The 15794-nt window shown below is 72.8% G+C and carries 16 protein-coding genes and 2 pseudogenes; 10 read left to right on the top strand and 8 right to left on the bottom strand.

Annotation, left to right across the window (positions count from 1 at the left end; all coding sequences use genetic code 11):
* Positions 1-74: 74 nt before the first annotated feature.
* Together ADL25_RS16905 and ADL25_RS16900 are read left to right on the top strand one after the other, a co-directional pair.
* Positions 75-1091 carry a permease gene (locus tag ADL25_RS16905; protein WP_079050412.1) on the top strand — a complete coding sequence of 339 codons (1017 nt, stop codon included), beginning with the start codon at positions 75-77 and terminating at the stop codon, positions 1089-1091.
* Positions 1088-1876 carry a TIGR03943 family putative permease subunit gene (locus tag ADL25_RS16900; protein ID WP_059128575.1) on the top strand — a complete coding sequence of 263 codons (789 nt, stop codon included), beginning with the start codon at positions 1088-1090 and terminating at the stop codon, positions 1874-1876. Before ADL25_RS16905 ends, ADL25_RS16900 begins: the two co-directional genes overlap by 4 nt.
* 45 nt (positions 1877-1921) lie before the next feature.
* Here the strand turns inward: ADL25_RS16900 and ADL25_RS16895 are convergent, their stop codons facing one another.
* Complete coding sequence (locus ADL25_RS16895) at positions 1922-2500, bottom strand: TetR/AcrR family transcriptional regulator (protein WP_059128574.1); 579 nt, start codon at positions 2498-2500, stop codon at positions 1922-1924.
* Between the two features lie 304 nt (positions 2501-2804).
* On the opposite strand from ADL25_RS16895, the gene ADL25_RS16885 reads away from it, so the two are divergent.
* Entirely contained in the window at positions 2805-4256 is a 1452-nt protein-coding gene (locus ADL25_RS16885; protein WP_059128572.1) for an MFS transporter, read from the top strand.
* A 331-nt stretch (positions 4257-4587) separates the two neighbouring features.
* Here the strand turns inward: ADL25_RS16885 and ADL25_RS16880 are convergent, their stop codons facing one another.
* From ADL25_RS16880 to ADL25_RS16865, 5 genes and pseudogenes are all read right to left on the bottom strand, one after another.
* Positions 4588-5337 carry an MBL fold metallo-hydrolase gene (locus ADL25_RS16880; RefSeq protein ID WP_059128571.1) on the bottom strand — a complete coding sequence of 250 codons (750 nt, stop codon included), beginning with the start codon at positions 5335-5337 and terminating at the stop codon, positions 4588-4590.
* A gap of 141 nt (positions 5338-5478) precedes the next feature.
* Positions 5479-5754 (bottom strand): annotated as a pseudogene (locus tag ADL25_RS52190) (ATP-dependent DNA ligase); the annotation flags it as partial.
* Between the two features lie 168 nt (positions 5755-5922).
* Positions 5923-6162 carry a hypothetical protein gene (locus ADL25_RS52185; protein WP_059128570.1) on the bottom strand — a complete coding sequence of 80 codons (240 nt, stop codon included), beginning with the start codon at positions 6160-6162 and terminating at the stop codon, positions 5923-5925.
* Positions 6159-6773 (bottom strand): DNA polymerase ligase N-terminal domain-containing protein, encoded by a 615-nt coding sequence (locus tag ADL25_RS16870; RefSeq protein WP_059128569.1) that lies wholly within the window; start codon positions 6771-6773, stop codon positions 6159-6161. The genes ADL25_RS52185 and ADL25_RS16870 overlap by 4 nt, the downstream gene beginning before the upstream one ends.
* A gap of 118 nt (positions 6774-6891) precedes the next feature.
* Entirely contained in the window at positions 6892-7377 is a 486-nt protein-coding gene (locus ADL25_RS16865; protein WP_059128568.1) for a MarR family winged helix-turn-helix transcriptional regulator, read from the bottom strand.
* A gap of 116 nt (positions 7378-7493) precedes the next feature.
* Between ADL25_RS16865 and ADL25_RS16860 the strand changes: the two genes are divergently transcribed.
* Together ADL25_RS16860 and ADL25_RS16855 are read left to right on the top strand one after the other, a co-directional pair.
* A complete protein-coding gene (locus tag ADL25_RS16860; protein WP_059128567.1) occupies positions 7494-8054 on the top strand; it encodes an NADPH-dependent FMN reductase in 561 nt (186 codons plus the stop codon).
* 334 nt (positions 8055-8388) lie between these two features.
* Complete coding sequence (locus ADL25_RS16855) at positions 8389-8844, top strand: RpiB/LacA/LacB family sugar-phosphate isomerase (protein WP_059128566.1); 456 nt, start codon at positions 8389-8391, stop codon at positions 8842-8844.
* Between the two features lie 79 nt (positions 8845-8923).
* Here the strand turns inward: ADL25_RS16855 and ADL25_RS16850 are convergent, their stop codons facing one another.
* Positions 8924-9706: a CDP-alcohol phosphatidyltransferase family protein gene (locus tag ADL25_RS16850; protein WP_059128565.1), complete on the bottom strand. Its 783-nt coding sequence runs from the start codon at positions 9704-9706 to the stop codon at positions 8924-8926.
* Between the two features lie 107 nt (positions 9707-9813).
* Between ADL25_RS16850 and ADL25_RS16845 the strand changes: the two genes are divergently transcribed.
* The 5 genes and pseudogenes from ADL25_RS16845 to ADL25_RS16825 form a co-directional block, all read left to right on the top strand.
* Positions 9814-10794 (top strand): zinc-dependent alcohol dehydrogenase, encoded by a 981-nt coding sequence (locus ADL25_RS16845; RefSeq protein WP_059128564.1) that lies wholly within the window; start codon positions 9814-9816, stop codon positions 10792-10794.
* Positions 10795-10957: 163 nt separating this feature from the next.
* On the top strand, positions 10958-11356 hold the full coding sequence (locus tag ADL25_RS16840; RefSeq protein WP_059128563.1) for a 6-pyruvoyl trahydropterin synthase family protein: 399 nt from the start codon (positions 10958-10960) through the stop codon (positions 11354-11356).
* Positions 11353-12567, top strand: a complete 1215-nt coding sequence (locus ADL25_RS16835) for a glycosyltransferase (protein WP_059128562.1) — start codon at positions 11353-11355, stop codon at positions 12565-12567. Before ADL25_RS16840 ends, ADL25_RS16835 begins: the two co-directional genes overlap by 4 nt.
* Positions 12564-13508 (top strand): class I SAM-dependent methyltransferase, encoded by a 945-nt coding sequence (locus tag ADL25_RS16830; RefSeq protein WP_059128561.1) that lies wholly within the window; start codon positions 12564-12566, stop codon positions 13506-13508. Before ADL25_RS16835 ends, ADL25_RS16830 begins: the two co-directional genes overlap by 4 nt.
* Positions 13505-14530 (top strand): annotated as a pseudogene (locus ADL25_RS16825) (lysylphosphatidylglycerol synthase transmembrane domain-containing protein); the annotation flags it as partial. The gene ADL25_RS16830 and the pseudogene ADL25_RS16825, both read left to right, overlap by 4 nt.
* Positions 14531-14892: 362 nt before the next feature.
* Here the strand turns inward: ADL25_RS16825 and ADL25_RS46210 are convergent.
* A complete protein-coding gene (locus ADL25_RS46210; RefSeq protein ID WP_079050410.1) occupies positions 14893-15753 on the bottom strand; it encodes a creatininase family protein in 861 nt (286 codons plus the stop codon).
* Positions 15754-15794: the final 41 nt, after the last annotated feature.

The raw sequence follows: 15794 nt of genomic DNA, 5'->3' as shown, positions 1-15794 counted from the left end.
CGGCGCCCGGGACCGCGTACAGCAGGGGAGGGGGAAGCCCCCGCGCCGCCCGCTCCTCCCGGAGGTACCCGCCCGTGACGATCGTCAAAGCACCCCCGGCGCCGGTCGGCCGGCACCGCGGCGAGGAGCCTCCGCAGCAGGGTTGGCAGTTCACCTCCACCCACGGCCTGGTACTGCTGCTGCTCCTGCTGGTCGTCGGACAGGGCCCGATCCGGCGGGCGCTGTCCGCGCCGGTGATGCAGAGCTGGATGACCGTGTTCCTCGCGGTGGTGGTACAGGCACTGCCCTTCCTCGTGCTCGGTGTCCTGTTGTCGGCGGCCCTCGCGGTGTTCGTCCCGCCCTCGTTCTTCGCCCGGGCCCTGCCCGAGCGGCCCGGCCTCGCGGTACCCGTCGCGGGGGTCGCCGGGGCGGTCCTGCCCGGCTGCGAATGTGCCTCGGTGCCGGTCGCCGGGGCTCTGGTGCGCCGGGGTGTGGCGCCCTCGGCGGCGCTCGCCTTCCTGCTGTCCGCGCCCGCGATCAACCCGATCGTGCTGACCGCCACGGCCGTCGCGTTTCCGCGCAACCCGGAGATGGTGCTCGGCCGCTTCGTGGCGAGCCTGCTCGTCGCGTGTGCCATGGGATGGCTGTGGCAGCGACTCGGCCGCACGGACTGGCTGCGGCCGCCGGCGCGCGCCTCCTACGAGGGCGACGGCAAGGGTGCGGCGTTCTGGGGGTCGGTACGCCATGACGTGATGCACGCCGGAGGCTTCCTGGTCGTGGGCGCCATGGCCGCGGCCACCCTCAAGGCCGTCGCCCCGGAGAGCTGGCTGCGTACGGCGGCCGGCAACCCGGCGGTGGCCGTCCTCGCGCTCTCGGTGCTCGCCGTGCTGCTGTCGATCTGCTCGGAGGCGGACGCGTTCGTCGCCGCGTCGCTGTCGCAGTTCTCGCTCACCGCACGGCTGGCGTTCCTGGTGGTCGGACCGATGATCGACCTGAAGCTGTTCGCGATGCAGGCCGGCACCTTCGGCCGCTCGTTCGCGCTGCGCTTCGCCCCCGCCACCTTCGTGCTGGCGATCCTGATGTCGGTCCTGGTCGGGGCGGTGCTGCTGTGAACCGCCAGGCACAGGCGGCCGTCCTGTTCCTGGTCGGCGGGGCGATGCTGCACGCCGGCACCACCAGCCTGTACCTGCGTTACGTCAAGGCCGGGCTTCAGCCGCTGCTGCTCGCGGCCGGCGCCGTCCTGATCGTGGCGGCCGCGGCCACCGCCTGGTACGAACTGCGCAGGGCGCGGGACACCCGGCGACGTGCGGAGACCGGGTCGGCCGACGCCGGGCACGGCGACGTTCAGGACGGGCACGACGGGCACGACGACGACCGGGGCCACGGCCATCGCGAGCCCCGGATCTCCTGGCTTCTGGTGCTGCCCCTGTTCGCCCTCATCCTGGTCGCGCCGCCCGCGCTCGGCTCCTACAGCGCCCTGCGCAGCGGCACGGCCCTCCAGCCGCCGCTCGCCTATCCGGCCCTGCCGTCCGGTGATCCCGTGAGCCTCAGCCTGGTGGACTACGCGGGCCGCGCGGCGTACGGGCACGGGCGTTCCCTGGGCGGACGCACCGTCGAGGTCACGGGGTTCGTCGCCCTCGACCGCGGCGGCACGCCCTACCTGGTCCGCATGGCCCTCAACTGCTGTGCGGCCGACGCCCAGCCGGTGAAGATCGGACTGTCCGGAAAGCTGCCGCCCGTGCTGCAGCCCGACTCCTGGCTCGAGGTCACCGGCACCTACACCGGCAAGCGCGCCGAGGACCCGGTCAACGGGGGGATCATCCCCTTCATCGACGTCACCGCCGCTCGGCCGGTGCCGACTCCGAAGGACCCCTACGACGAGAGCTGGAACCAATAGGGGGCAGGCCGGCCCGCGGGTGCGGCGGCCGGGTGCGGCCCCGGGTCAGCCGTCGGCCCGCACCCCGTCCAGGGCCACGTTCAGCACCCGGTCCCGCTGGGCGTCGTCCAGGAAGTTGGTCGCCGTGATCCCGGCGACCATGCGCAGCAGGTCGTCGAGGCTGATGTCGGTACGGGCCCGGCCGGCCTTCTGCGCCCGCTCGAACAGCGGGCCGCCCGCCTGGTACATGGACTCCCGGCAGGCCAGGAAGATCTCCGACTCGTCGTCCATCGCCTGCCGGATGGCCCGCTTGGTCACCGTGTAGTCCACGAAGCGGCGCAGCCAGGAGGTGAGTGCCTCCCACGGATCCAGCTCCGCGACGTCCCGGGCCACCCGGCACAGGTCGTTCACCTCGTCCGCGTACACGCTCTCGAAGAGATGGCGGCGGGTCGGGAAGTTCCGGTAGAGGGTGCCGATGCCGACCCCGGCCCGGCGGGCGATGTCCTCCAGAGAGGCGTCCGCGCCGTTCTCCGCGAAGATCTCGCGCGCGGCGGCGATCAGCGCGTCGTAATTGCGGGCGGCGTCCTTCCGGTGCGGGCGCTGGGACGCGACCAACTGGCTGACGGGGAACGGCTGAACCGTCACTGCTGCCTCCCTGGCCGGAACTGAGGTTGAAGCGGAGGTTCGCCTCCGCTACAGTGGAGGCGTACCTCCACTTTAGCAGTCGGGGTGTGCCCGTCATGGACGCGTGGGGCCACACGCGCCGTCGACGGCCTCGTACCCCCTTTCCCCCGAGACGGGCCCGCGGTCCGCGCCGCCCGTCCACCAGCCAGCTTCGCGACCGGTCCCTCCGTGGCCGTCGGCGTGCTCCGTGCTGTCCGCAGCGCGCACGCGTCCGTACGACCGCGGCCGGGCGACGTCGGCCGCACCCTGTTCGGAGAGGCTCTCGATGCCCCGCAAGTCCACCCGCCTCACCTTCGCGGTCCTAGCGACCGGTGCAGGCGTGTTCTCCATGCTGCAGTCACTGATCGCGCCGGCCCTGCCGACCGTCCAGCACGCGCTGCACACCTCACAGTCCACCGCGACCTGGGTGATGACCGCCTACCTGCTGTCCGCCTCGGTCTTCACACCGATCCTCGGCCGGGTGGGCGACCTCGTCGGAAGGAAGCGCACCCTCGTCGCCGTCCTGCTCACCGTGCTGGCCGGCTGTGTTCTCGCCGCGCTCGCACCGAACATCGGCGTGCTGATCATCGCCCGCGCGATCCAGGGCGCCGGTGGCGCGCTGTTCCCGCTCTCCTTCGGCATCATCCGGGACGAGTTCGCCCCGTCGCAGGTGAGCGGCAGCATCAGCAACCTGTCCGCGGTGATCGCCGCCGGTGGCGGCGTCGGCATCGTGGCGGCCGGTCCCATCGTGTCCGCACTCGACTACCGCTGGCTGTTCTGGATCCCGGTCCTGGTCGTCGCGATCACCACGCTGATCGCGTTCCGCTACGTCCCCGAGTCGCCCCGCCGGGCCGAGGGCCGGGTCAACTGGCTGGGGGCCGTGCTGCTCTCGGCGTGGCTGGTGGCCCTGCTGCTGCCGCTCAGCCAGGCGACCCAGTGGGGCTGGGGCTCGGCCCGGGTGATCGGTCTGTTCGTCGCCGGGGTGGTGTTCTTCGCGCTGTGGCTGCTGGCCGAGGCCCGCTCCCGTTCCCCGCTGATCGACCTGAAGGTGATGCGGCTGCCGGCCGTGTGGACCACCAACACCGCCGCCCTGCTGTTCGGCGCGGGAATGTACTCGATCTGGTCCTTCCTGCCGGGTTTCGTGCAGACGCCCCGCGCGGCGGGTTACGGCTTCGGCGCGTCCGTCACCGCTTCCGGGCTGCTGATGCTGCCGATGCTGGTCGCCATGTTCCTCTCGGGTGTTCTCACCGGCCGTCTGGAGCCGGTGGTGGGAGCCAAGGTGCTGCTCACCGGCGGTGCTGCCTTCGGGGCGGTCGCCTGCGCCATACTCACCTTCTGGCACGACGAGCAGTGGCAGGTGGCCCTCGTCTCGGGCGTGTTCGGCTTCGGGATCGGACTGGCCTTCGCCTCGATGGCCAACCTGATCGTCGGCAGCGTCCCGGCCGAGCAGACCGGCGCGGCGACCGGGATGAACGCCAACATCCGGACGATCGGCGGCTCCATAGGCGCCGCGGTCACCAGCGTCCTGGTCACGGGCCGGCTGCAGCCTTCGGGCCTGCCCTACGCCTCCGGCTACACGCACGGCTTCGGCCTGCTGGCCCTGCTCTGCCTCGCCGCCGCGCTGGCCGCACTCCTCGTCCCGGCCCGGCGAACGGGGCGGGCGACGGGAGCGCCTCGGGCGTCGGGTGTCCAGGCCGGGGCGCGGCCCGAGGCCGCCGTGCGAGGTGCGCGGCGCTGAGATGCCCGCCGTCATGGAGGGCCGGCGGAGCGCGTCCGGCCGGTGCGTCCCACGACGCACCGGCCGCAGGACCCCGGCCCTGGGAGGGGCCGGGGGCCCGGGCAGGGACGACGAGGGGCGGCGTCCGCCCCGCGGCCCCGGGGGCGCGTCCGGCCCGCCACGCCGGCGGTTCCGGCCAGGACCCTTGTGACGATTCCCGCCGGACGCGCGACGTCTGGCACCGCACCTCGCCGCGTTGTCGGGCACGCCCGGTACGAGGGCGACCCTCCGCCTTGCGGCGCACGGCACCTGACGCCGCGGCCCGATCCGACGCGCAGGGTCGGCACAGGCCCTAGGCGGCCAGTTCGCGCGCATGCTCCACGGCGACTGCGACGGTGCTGCGCAGCACCGGGCCGTGGCCGGGGAGGAGAACGTCGGCCTCGAGTTCTTCGAGAACGGTCAGGGAGTCGAGGGCACGCGTCCGGTCGCGGTGGAACATCCGGGGGAGCAGTTGTGCGCCGCGCCGGCGGGACGTCGGATGACCGCTGACCAGGGCGTCACCCGTGATCAGGATGCCGGCGTCGGGCAGGTGGTAGGCGCAGTGCCCGTCGGTGTGCCCCGGGGTGAGGACCGGAAGCGGACGGCCGGGCAGGTCCAGCCTGCCCTCGGTCGGGAACGCCTGCGGCTCGACGACGGGGATGTGCTCCGTACCGCCCGCGCGAAGGGCGTGGACGGCCCAGGGAAGGACGCCCGGGCGCCAGCCGTTGGCCAGGACCTGGCCGACCGAGACCTGGTGCAGGAACTCCCGCCGGGCGTGGGGCAGTTCCGCCCGGTCCATCAGGACGGGTGTCCCGTGCGTGCGGCGCAGGTACTCGGCCGCGCCCAAGTGGTCGTTGTGCGCATGGGTGACGAGCACCGCCGTCACGGCCTGCGGGGCGACACCCACCGCGGCGAGCGACGCGAGGAGACGTTCCCGGTCCCTGGGGTAGCCGGTGTCCACGAGGGTGGCGGTGTCGCCGTCCTTGACGATCACCCAGTTGGTACTGCTCCCCGGCACCAGGTACACATCGGAGCCGACCTCGACGATGCGGTCGTTGAGCATGGATCACCGGTATTTCTTGAGGGCCCCTGAGGGGCGGACCTTTCTCGGCACGCGCTGCCGGCACCCTTGGCGGTGGCGTTGGGCCCATACTCTCGCAACCGTGTGGAGCGCCCGTCCGGACCCCCGGCGCGGCGCCGCCCGTCACGCGGGCACGTGCCGCACGGGGTGTTCGCGGACGACCTCGCTCGCACTCTTGTCGTCCCGCAGTCCCAGGTAGCGCGGATGGCGCAGCATGCCGTCCTTGGTCCACTCCGTGAACCCGATCTGCGCGACCAGTTCGGGCCGCACCCACGGCGTGTTCCGCTCGCGCACCGGATCGGCGACGGGCGAGGCGGTGGCGGCCGGTGCGTCGAGCGAAGCGCGGAGGCGGAGCAGGGTGTGCCGGTCGAATCCGGTGCCGACCTTGCCCGCGTAGCGGAGCCGGCCCCGCTCGCCTCGATGTCCCGGCGCCGGGTCAGCCCATGCGCTGCTGGAGCCGGGAGAAGTCGGTGCGGCCGCCCGAGAACGCGACGATCTCGCCGTCGGCGGTGAAGTCCGCGCACTCCTGGGCGGCGAGTTCCTCGACGATCTCCGGACAGGTGTCCTTCAGACGGCGCCCGATCGGGACAGCAGTACGACCCGGCCGGCCTCACGCACCAACAGCGCACGGACGCCGTCCAGCTTCCGCTCGGGGTTCCACTCGGTGCCGTCGGAGAAGTCCCGCCGGTCGCTCAGTGTGGCGAGCATGGGCCCCGCCGCGAGTTCCACCCCGGGTCGCGCCGCGTCCAGGAGGCGGCGTTCCCCTGCGGGCAGCGTGTCCAGGAGAGTCTGCGCGGGACGGCTCACCGCCCGCCGCCGTGCCCGGCGACCTGGGCGAGGGTGCGTCCGGTGCGCACCGAGCGGGCGCGGTGGGGATCGGGCGTACCGTGCCCCCCGGCCCGGGCGTGCCCGGTCTTCACAAGCAGCCAGGCCTCCTCGCCGTCACTTCCCCGTCCGCTGCGGAAGCGGGTGAGGGCGTAGTCGCCGTGGAGCTTGGTCCCGTTCAGCCGGAACGTCGCGTGCCCGTGTCCGAGAGCCTCCTCGAAGGGGACGGGCCGGCCGCGGCGGTCATGGCTCAGTGGCCGGTAGGTGCCCAGGTCCCAGACGATCACGGTGCCGCCGCCGTACTCGCCACGCGGGATGACGCCCTCGAAGTCCTCGTACTCCAGCGGGTGGTCCTCGGTGGGTACGGCGAGCCGTTTGTCGCCGGGGTCGCCGGACGGACCCTTGGGCACGGACCAGGACTTCAGTACGTCGCCGACCTGGAGCCGGAAGTCGAAGTGCAGGGTGCTCGCGTCGTGGATCTGCACCACGAAGCGGGGTTCCTCGCCGGGAGAGGAGTCCTTGCCCCGCGGCTCGCCCGTCCTGCCGAAGTCCCGTTTGCCGCGGTACTCCCGCAGCCGATCGCCGCCGCCCACGTCCGGCTCCCTTCCGCCGACCGCCGCGAAGCGGTCGCACCCGCCTTCCGCGGCCCGAGTACCCCTTCGGCCGTGATGACACCCGGTGCGCCGGGCGGCGGGTGCGGTGCCGCGCGGATCAGGCCTCGGGGTCGCAGGGCGGTTCGGAGGCGGTGGCGATGCGGCGCAGCGCGGACGTGAGGTGGGCGAGGTCGTAGCCGCCGAGATGGTCCAGGATGTGCTGTCGCACGCTGGCCAGGTGGGTCGGCCACGCCTTCTCGAGCCGTTCCAGTCCCGAGTCGGTCAGGACCGCGTTCCAGCCGCGCCCGTCCTCGTCGCACCTGGCGCGCTGGATCAGGCCCTGCTTCTCGAGGCGGTTCACCACTCGGGTCATCCCGCTGAGCGAGAGGTTGCACGCCGCGGCGAGTTCACTCATCCGCAGGTGCCTGCCCGGGGCCTCGGACAGATGCATGAGGGTCGTGTACTCGGACAGGGCGATCCCGGCGTCGCGAGCCATGTCGGTGTCGACCACCCGCGGCAGCGCCATCATCACCCGGCCCAGCTCACGCACGAACTCCTCCTCGGTCGGGCTGAGGGGCGGCAGACGGCGTTCCTTGGACGGCATACCGCCGATTCTATCTCCTTGACAAGTCAAGAATGTCCTGCATCTACTTGACTCTGCAAGTTTTTACTTGACGAGGCAATGAAATGTTCGCATTCAGGAAACGCAGAGGTACGACCATGACCAAGATCGGCATCATCCTCGGCAGCACTCGCCCGGGCCGCAACGGAGAGGCCGTCGCCCGCTGGGTACACGAGATCGCCGCCCAGCGCGCCGACGCCGAATTCGAGCTGGTCGACCTGGTCGACTACAAGCTGCCCCTGCTCGACGAGGCCTACCCGCCCTCGATGGGCCAGTACGCCCAGCCGCACACCCACGCCTGGGCCGAGAAGATCGCGTCCCTCGACGGCTTCGTGATCGTCACCCCCGAGTACAACCGCTCCGTGCCCGGCGCGCTGAAGAACGCCCTCGACTTCCTCTACGCCGAGTGGAACAACAAGGCGGTCGGCTTCGTGAGCTACGGCGGCAACGGCGGCACCCGCGCGGTGGAGCACCTGCGTGGCATCGCCGGTGAGCTGCAGATGGCCGACGTGCGCAGCCAGGTCGCCCTCTCGATGTTCACCGACTTCGAGAACTTCAGCACCTTCAAGCCGCTCGACGTCCAGCGCGACACCCTGGTCACGACCCTCGACCAGGTCATCGCCTGGAGCTCGGCGCTGGCTCCGCTGCGCGCCAGCTGACGCCGGCACCCGGAGCGACGCCCACAGCCGGTCCCGTACCGGCGGACATGCGAGCTCCCGCATCCACGGGGGTGCGGGAGCTCGCCGCGGTTTGAGGGCGCGAGGCCCCCGCCGCGGAAGCGCCGGTCTCGAGGGCAAGCCGTCCGGCAACCCCGGAAGGCGCTGATGACCTGCCTCCAGCCGTTCGGTATCGGGGTGGCGCACAGCCCGGTGGCAATGAGGTCCTTCCCGCGAAGGCCCCGGTCGGGCCTTCGAGGCGCAGGGGCTTTCACCCTCGGGGCCCGTCCTCGAAGGCCCTGCGGCGTGCTCATGAAGAGCGGGTAACCTCCGCAGCATGCGGATCTCGGTTTCCTCGGACATGGACGAGCCCGTGGCGCGCGGCCTCGTCGCGGAACTGCGTGAGCGCGGGCACGAGGTGCTCACCCACGGCGCGTTGCGCCCCGGCGACGACCCCCAGTGGGCGGCGTGCTCGCAGGCCGCTGCCCGCGAGGTCGCCGACGGCAGGTCGGACCAGGCGGTCGTGTGCTGCTGGACCGGCACCGGAGCGTCGATCGCCGCGAACAAGGTGCCGGGAGTGCGCGCGGCCCTGTGCACCGACGCCTACACGGCGGACGGAGCGCGCCGCTGGAACGACGCCAATGTGCTGGCGCTGAGCCTGCGTCTGACATCCGGGCCGCTGCTGAAGGAGATCCTCGACGCCTGGTTCGGTGCCGAGCCGAGCCAGGACGGCGTCGACCGCGAGAACGTGGCCCGAGTGAGCCGGCTGGATCACGGGCGTCCGGCCCGGTAGGGGAGCGCGTTCAGCGCCGGGCACCCACAGGGCGGCACCGGGTCGGCCCGCGGTCCGTGCGGGCCGGGTGCGGCGCCGCTCAGCTTCCGACCAGCTCCGCGACCGGCTTCAGCGTCTCCTCACGGGCGGGCGGCTCCGCGCCGAGCCCCAGGTCCCGCACGCTCCACAGCCACAGCACGTCACGCCCGAAGGACCAGACCAGGGACGCCAGTGCGACGGCGACGACGGCGACGTTCGCCACGTCGGGCAGCAGGGACGAGGCGGCCACCAGCAGGGCGATCCCCTGGAGCGCCGCGACCGTCTTGCGCGCCATGCTCGACGGCAGCTCTCCGTTCAGCCACGGCAGCGCCCGGGCCGCCGCCACGAACGCGTACCGCATCCCGCCGATCAGCAGCACCCACGGCCCGAGCGACATCGACACATACACGCTCAGCACGAGGATCAGGAACGCGTCGACCTCCATGTCGAAGCGGGCGCCGAGCGCGGAGGAGGTTCCCGTACGGCGGGCGACCTTGCCGTCCACACCGTCCAGGATGAGCGCCACCGCCGTCAGTCCCACGAAGACCGTCACCGGCGGCGAACTCTCGAACGAGTCCGCGACCAGCGCCGTGACGCCGCCGACCAATATGGACCTGCCGAGCGTCACCCGGTTGGCAGGCCCGAAGGAGCGCAGCCGGGATCGCAGCACGGCACGCGTGAGAACGGCCCAGGTGGCGAGCGCGAAGGCCAGGCCCGTCAGCCATCCGGCCGGACCCAGGCCGATCGCCGTGCCCAGCAGGGCCAGCAACAGCACCTGCACGCCCGCTCCCACGGTCGTCTCCTGCTGCAACAGCCTCGCGTCGTATGTGTGGTTCAGGGCCACCGCTCACCCTCCGGCCATGTGACAGATTCGATCTTCGCGCGTACGTTGTGCGCGACTTCTCGTAGCTGCGTACGTGGAGAATCGGCCGATCGTTCAGGAGAACGCACATGGACCTCACAGCTCGCGCCTTCTGGCTGCGCTCGCCGGGGCTCGGGGAGGTGCGGGACGTGGAGCTGCCGAAGCCCGGTGACGGCGAAGTGCTCGTGCGCGCGCTGTACTCGGGTGTCAGCCGCGGCACCGAGACCCTCGTCTTCCGCGGTGGCGTCCCCGAGAGCCAGCACGCCGTGATGCGCGCGCCCTTCCAGGAGGGCGACTTCCCCGCACCCGTGAAGTACGGGTATCTGAGTGTCGGACGGGTGGAGCACGGGCCGGCCGAGCTGGCCGGGCGCACCGTGTTCTGCCTGTACCCGCATCAGAGCCGGTACGTCGTCCCGGCCTCGGCGGTCACCGTCGTGCCCGACACCGTGCCGGCCGGCCGTGCCATCCTCGCCGGCACCGTCGAGACCGCGGTCAACGCCGTGTGGGACGCCGGCCCCCAGATCGGGGACCGCATCGCGGTGGTCGGCGGTGGCATGGTCGGGTGCTCGGTCGCCGCCCTGCTCAGCCGGCACCCCGGCGTCCGCGTCCAGCTCGTCGACGCCGATCCCCGGCGCGCCGACACGGCCCGGGCGCTCGGCGTCGACTTCGCCCTGCCCGAGGACGCCCTCGGGGAGTGCGACCTCGTCGTGCACGCGAGCGCGAGCGAACAGGGCCTCGTACGCTCCCTGGAACTGCTCGCGCCCGAAGGCACCGTGATCGAGCTGAGCTGGTACGGCGACCGGCGTGTCACCCTGCCACTGGGCGAGGCCTTCCACTCGCGCCGTCTCACCGTCCGCAGCAGCCAGGTCGGCACCGTCTCACCGCGGGCCCGTGCCGGACGCGGTTACGGCGACCGGCTCGCCCTCGCCCTCGAGCTGCTTGCCGAACCCGCGTTTGACGCGCTCATCACCGGTGAGTCCGCCTTCGACGACCTCCCCGAGGTGCTGTCCCGCCTCACACGTGGTGAGCTCGAAGGGTTGTGCCATCGAGTTCGGTACACCGCAGCCTGAGCGCGGTCGTCCGAGTTGCCCGGACTCGGCGCAAACACCCGACGAAGCCCCGAGGAACTTCGAAACAAGGAGAACGAGCACCTGAACAACGTGCAGGGGTCAGCCGTATTACACGGCATGCCCCGGCAGGGGATCAGACGCACCGCACCTGGAGGGTCGTCCGTTGTTCAGCATCACCGTCCGCGATCACCTGATGATCGCCCACAGCTTCCGCGGCGAGGTCTTCGGCCCCGCGCAGCGCCTGCACGGGGCGACGTTCCTCGTGGACGCCGCTTTCCGTCGCGCCGAGCTGGACGACGACAACATCGTCGTCGACATCGGACTGGCCACGCAGGAACTCGGTGCCGTGGTGAGCGAGCTCAACTACCGCAATCTCGACAACGAGCCGGACTTCGCCCACACCAACACCTCGACGGAGTTCCTGGCCAAGGTGATCGCCGACCGCCTCGCCGAGCGCGTCCACAAGGGCGCGCTGGGCGAGAGCGCCCGTGACATCGCGCGCATCACCGTCACCCTGCACGAGTCGCACATCGCCTGGGCGAGTTACGAGCGTGACCTGTGACCGACACGACCCTCGACCAGACGTCCCCAGGCGCGTCCGGCCCGGCCTCCCAGCCCCGGCTGAGCTACGTTCCCGTGCAGAACGCGGCCCTGAGGAACGCGGACATCATCCCCATGTCACTGCGCAGTGTGCACTTCGTCGTGCCGGGCGGCGTGGACGACCCGGCCGCTCCGAGCGGCGGCAACGCCTACGACCGCCGGATCCGCCTCGACCTGCCCGGCTTCGGCTGGCGGGTCACCCAGCACGCCGTCGAGGGCTCGTGGCCCCGCCCGGACGCGGCCGCCCGGGAGGAGCTGGCCCGTAAGCTGCGGCAACTGCCCGACGGTGCCGTCGTCCTGCTCGACGGCCTGGTCGCCTGCGGCGTCCCCGAGATCGTGGTGCCGCAGACCGAACGCCTGCGCATGGCCGTCCTGGTGCACCTGCCGCTCGGCGACGAGACGGGCCTCGACCCGCGGACCGCCGCCGAACTGGACGCCCAGGAACGCGCCACCCTGCGTGCCGTACCCGCCGTCGTCGCCACGAGCGACTGGGCCGTGCGCCGGCTCGTCGCGCATCACGGGCTCGCCCCCGAGCGCGTCCATGTCGCCGCCCCCGGCGCCGACATCGCGCCCCTCGCACCCGGCACCGACGGCGTCTCCCGACTGCTGTGCGTGGCCGCCGTCACCCCGCGCAAGGGGCAGCACCGGCTGATCGAGGCGCTCGCCACGGTCACCGACCTGCCGTGGACCTGCTCCCTGGTCGGCGGACTCGGCCACGACCCCGAGTACGTGGCACGCCTGCGCGCCCTCATCGACGAGCACGGCCTCGGTGACCGGCTGCACCTGGCGGGCCCTCAGGCCGGGGCCGAACTCGACGCCAGCTACGCCGCCGCCGACCTGATGGTCCTCACCTCGTACGCCGAGACGTACGGCATGGCGGTCACCGAGGCGCTCGCCCGCGGTATCCCGGTCCTCGCGACCGACGTCGGGGGCCTGCCCGAAGCGGTCGGGCGCGCTCCCGACGGGGGAGTGCCCGGCATTCTCGTACCGCCGGAGGACCCCGCGGCGCTCGCCGCGGAACTGCGCGGCTGGTTCGGCGAGGCGGACGTGCGGCGGCGGCTCAAGGCCGCGGCGCGCGGCCGCCGCGCGGCGCTGGACGGCTGGGCCACCACCGCCCGCAGCCTCGCGGGCGTGCTCGCGCGGCTGCCCCGCGAGCCCCGGAGGGCGGCATGACCATGAGCACGACTCCCAGCGGTCCCCAGATGCCCTCGGCGTCCTTCGGCGTCCCGCGGACCGAACCCGTGCCCGCCGCCCCCGCGCCCGGCGGCCCGGACGAGTCCGCGGTGCCCCGATACGCCCCGCAGTGGCTCCAGTTGCGCGAGCCGGCCGACGCCGCGGCGCGCGCCCATGATCTGCTGGATCCCCTGCGGATCCGGCTCGCGAACCGGCCCGGGCGCTCCACCGCTCTGGTGGTGCACGACCTGGGCTGCGGTACCGGATCGATGGGCCGCTGGCTGGCCCCGCGCATCGACGGCGCCCAGCACTGGGTCCTGCACGACCGCGACCCCTACCTCCTCCACTTCGCCACGGTGGGCGCACCCCGGGCGGCCGCCGACGGCAGCCGGGTGACCGTCACCACGCAGCGCGGTGACATCGGGCGGCTCACTCCCGACGCCCTCACCGGCGCCTCGCTGGTGACGGCCTCCGCGCTGCTCGACGTCCTCACCGCCGAGGAGATCGACACACTCGCCGCCGCCGTCGTGCGTGCCGGCTGCCCGGCGCTGCTGACCCTGTCCGTCGTCGGCAGCGTGGAACTCACCCCCGGGCACCCGATGGACCGGGAGATCGGCGACGCGTTCAACGCGCACCAGCGCCGCGGCGACCTGCTCGGCCCCGACGCGGTCGAGGTGGCCCGTGAGGTCTTCGAGCGGCTGGGCGCGAGTGTGCTGACACGGCCGAGCCCCTGGCGGCTCGGTGCCGGGCAGTCGGAACTGACGCAGGAGTGGCTGCGCGGCTGGGTCGGCGCCGCCGTGGAGCAGCGGCCGGACCTCGAGGCCCGTGCCGATACGTATCTGCGGGACCGGTCGACCGCGGCCGCGGCGGGCGAACTGCGCGTGACGGTGCACCACAGCGACATGCTCGTCCTGCCGCGGCCCACGGGAGGTGCGGGATGACGCCGCGGACCATCGCCCCGGTGGAGGCGGCGGAGGGGGCACAACCGGCCGCGGTCACCGCGGTTCTGCCCGCGGATGTCCACCCTGCGACGTCCGGGCCCGGAAAGGCGCGGGGCGCGACGCCCGCCTTCGCCCCGACCCCGTCGCGCGTACCCGTCGCGGACCCGGCGACGGACGTGGCGCCGCTCGCGCGCCGTGGCGTGCTCCGGGCTCTGCGCGCGCAGCTGGGCACGGTCGCCGGGGCCGTCATCCTCGGTGTGCTGCTGTGGCGGCTCGGTACCGGGGTGTTCCTCGACGGGCTGCGGCGCATCGACGGCCCCACGCTGCTCGCCGGGCTCGGGATCGGCGTGCTCACAACCGTGTTCAGCGCCTGGCGCTGGTGCCGTGTCGCCCGGGCGCTCGACATCCGGCTGCCGCTCGGCGCAGCCGTCGCCGACTACTACCGCGCGCTGTTCCTCAACGCGGCGCTCCCGGGCGGTGTGCTCGGGGACGTGCACCGCGCCGTGCGGCACGGGCAGAGTGCCGGTGACGTCGGACGCGGCGTCCGCGCCGTCGTCCTGGAGCGGACCGCGGGACAGGTGGCGCTTGTTGCCGTCGGTGTGCCGGTCCTGCTGACGCTGCCCTCGCCGGTGCTCGTCCAGGCCCGCCATCTCGCGGGCCTGCTCGTACTCGCCGCCGTCGGCGCCCTTGCGGTCGTGGCGGCCGTACGGATGGGCCGGGCGCCCCGCCCCCCACGGCGGCGCCGCGCGCTCGGCGCCGCCCTCGGCGAGGCACGGAACGCCCTGCTGGCGCGCGGTAGTTGGCCGGCCGTCCTGACCTCGTCCGTCGTCGTGCTGGCCGGTCATCTGCTGATGTTCTGGGTGGCGGCGCGGGTCGCCGGATCGCAGGCGTCCCCGGTCACGCTGCTGCCCCTGGCCCTGCTCGCGCTCATCGCCATGGGGCTTCCGCTGAACGTCGGTGGCTGGGGCCCTCGGGAGGGTGTCACGGCCTGGGCCTTCGGTGCGGCCGGGCTGGGTGCGGAGACGGGTCTGACGGTCGCTGTGGTGTACGGCGTCCTCAGCTTCGTCGCGAGCCTGCCGGGTGTCCCGGTGCTGCTCGCCCGGTCGTACGCGGGCCTGCGGAGCCCCCGGACCGGGACGGCACCGGAGCCCGCCGACGGCAGCGGGCGGACCGCGGCGCCGGCCGGCGAGCCCGTCGTCCCCACGAGTGGTGAGCATGCAGACGGCGGCTCGCACGCTTCCGCCGCGGGTGGGGAAGAGGCACCCGCGGCGGGGACGGGGACGGGCGGCACGGAGCGTACCCCCCACGCGCTCCGTGCCCCCGTGCCGTACTTCCCCTACCCTCGTTCGCCTCCCGCGTCGCGGGCGGAGCTGCTGATCGAGCGTCAGGAGGCGTGCCCCGGGGCGGAGTCGGCCGGATCCGGAGCGCCGCCGTCAGCCTCGTCCGAGGCGACCAGGGAGAAATACGCCCCGAAGGAGTCGGTGAGGGCGGCGAGCAACTGCTTTCCCTTGTCCGCCGAGGCGAGTGAAGGGCGCCCGATGACGCCGGACTCGGTATAGGCCGACATACCGAGGGTAAGCAGATGCCTACGGTCGTCGGCGATGAAATCGGTGGACTCGTAACCGGGTCTGACCAATTCGGGATGGCAGTGCAGAAGAATGGAGGTCTCGATTTCCCCGGCATGCATGTCGCTGAGCAGCGAAGTGCGCACACCGGCCCGATCCCGGGCCTCGTCCCAGTCCTCCGGGGCCGGGAAAAGCGCCATCCGCGCACCGCTGCCCACGGATTCCTGGACGACATTGCCGAGGACGTAGTTCCCGCCGTGGCCGTTGACCAGTACCAGGGCCTCGACGCCCGAGCGACGGAGCGATTCGGCGATGTCCCGCACCACCGCGTGGAGAGTGACGGAGGAGATGCTCACGGTTCCCGGCCAGGCCGCGTGTTCGTGGGAGCAGGAGATCGTCACCGGAGGAAGGAGGTGAACCGGATGCGCTGCGGCGATCTCGCGGGCGATCGCGCAGGCCACCAGCGTGTCGGTGGCCAGGGGAAGGTAGGGGCCGTGCTGTTCGAAACTGCCCACGGGCAGAACGGCGACCTGGCGGCCCGGACCGGCCGCCCGCGCCCGAACGTCCTGCGAGGTGTCCGAGGGAAGCACCCCGGCGGTGTGCACGGGCGGCGGTCCGGGCGCGGCCGCGTCTCCCGTCGGCGACGACCCAGCAGTGTCCGCAGTTCCCGAACCGCTCATTTTTTCACGGCCTTTCGTCTCGTACCGCCTGCGCTTACCAG

Source organism: Streptomyces sp. NRRL F-5122, from assembly GCF_001507435.1.
Lineage (GTDB): Bacteria > Actinomycetota > Actinomycetes > Streptomycetales > Streptomycetaceae > Streptomyces > Streptomyces lannensis.
Note: the sequence above shows the minus strand (reverse complement) of the source record. Positions and strands in the feature narration are given on the sequence as shown.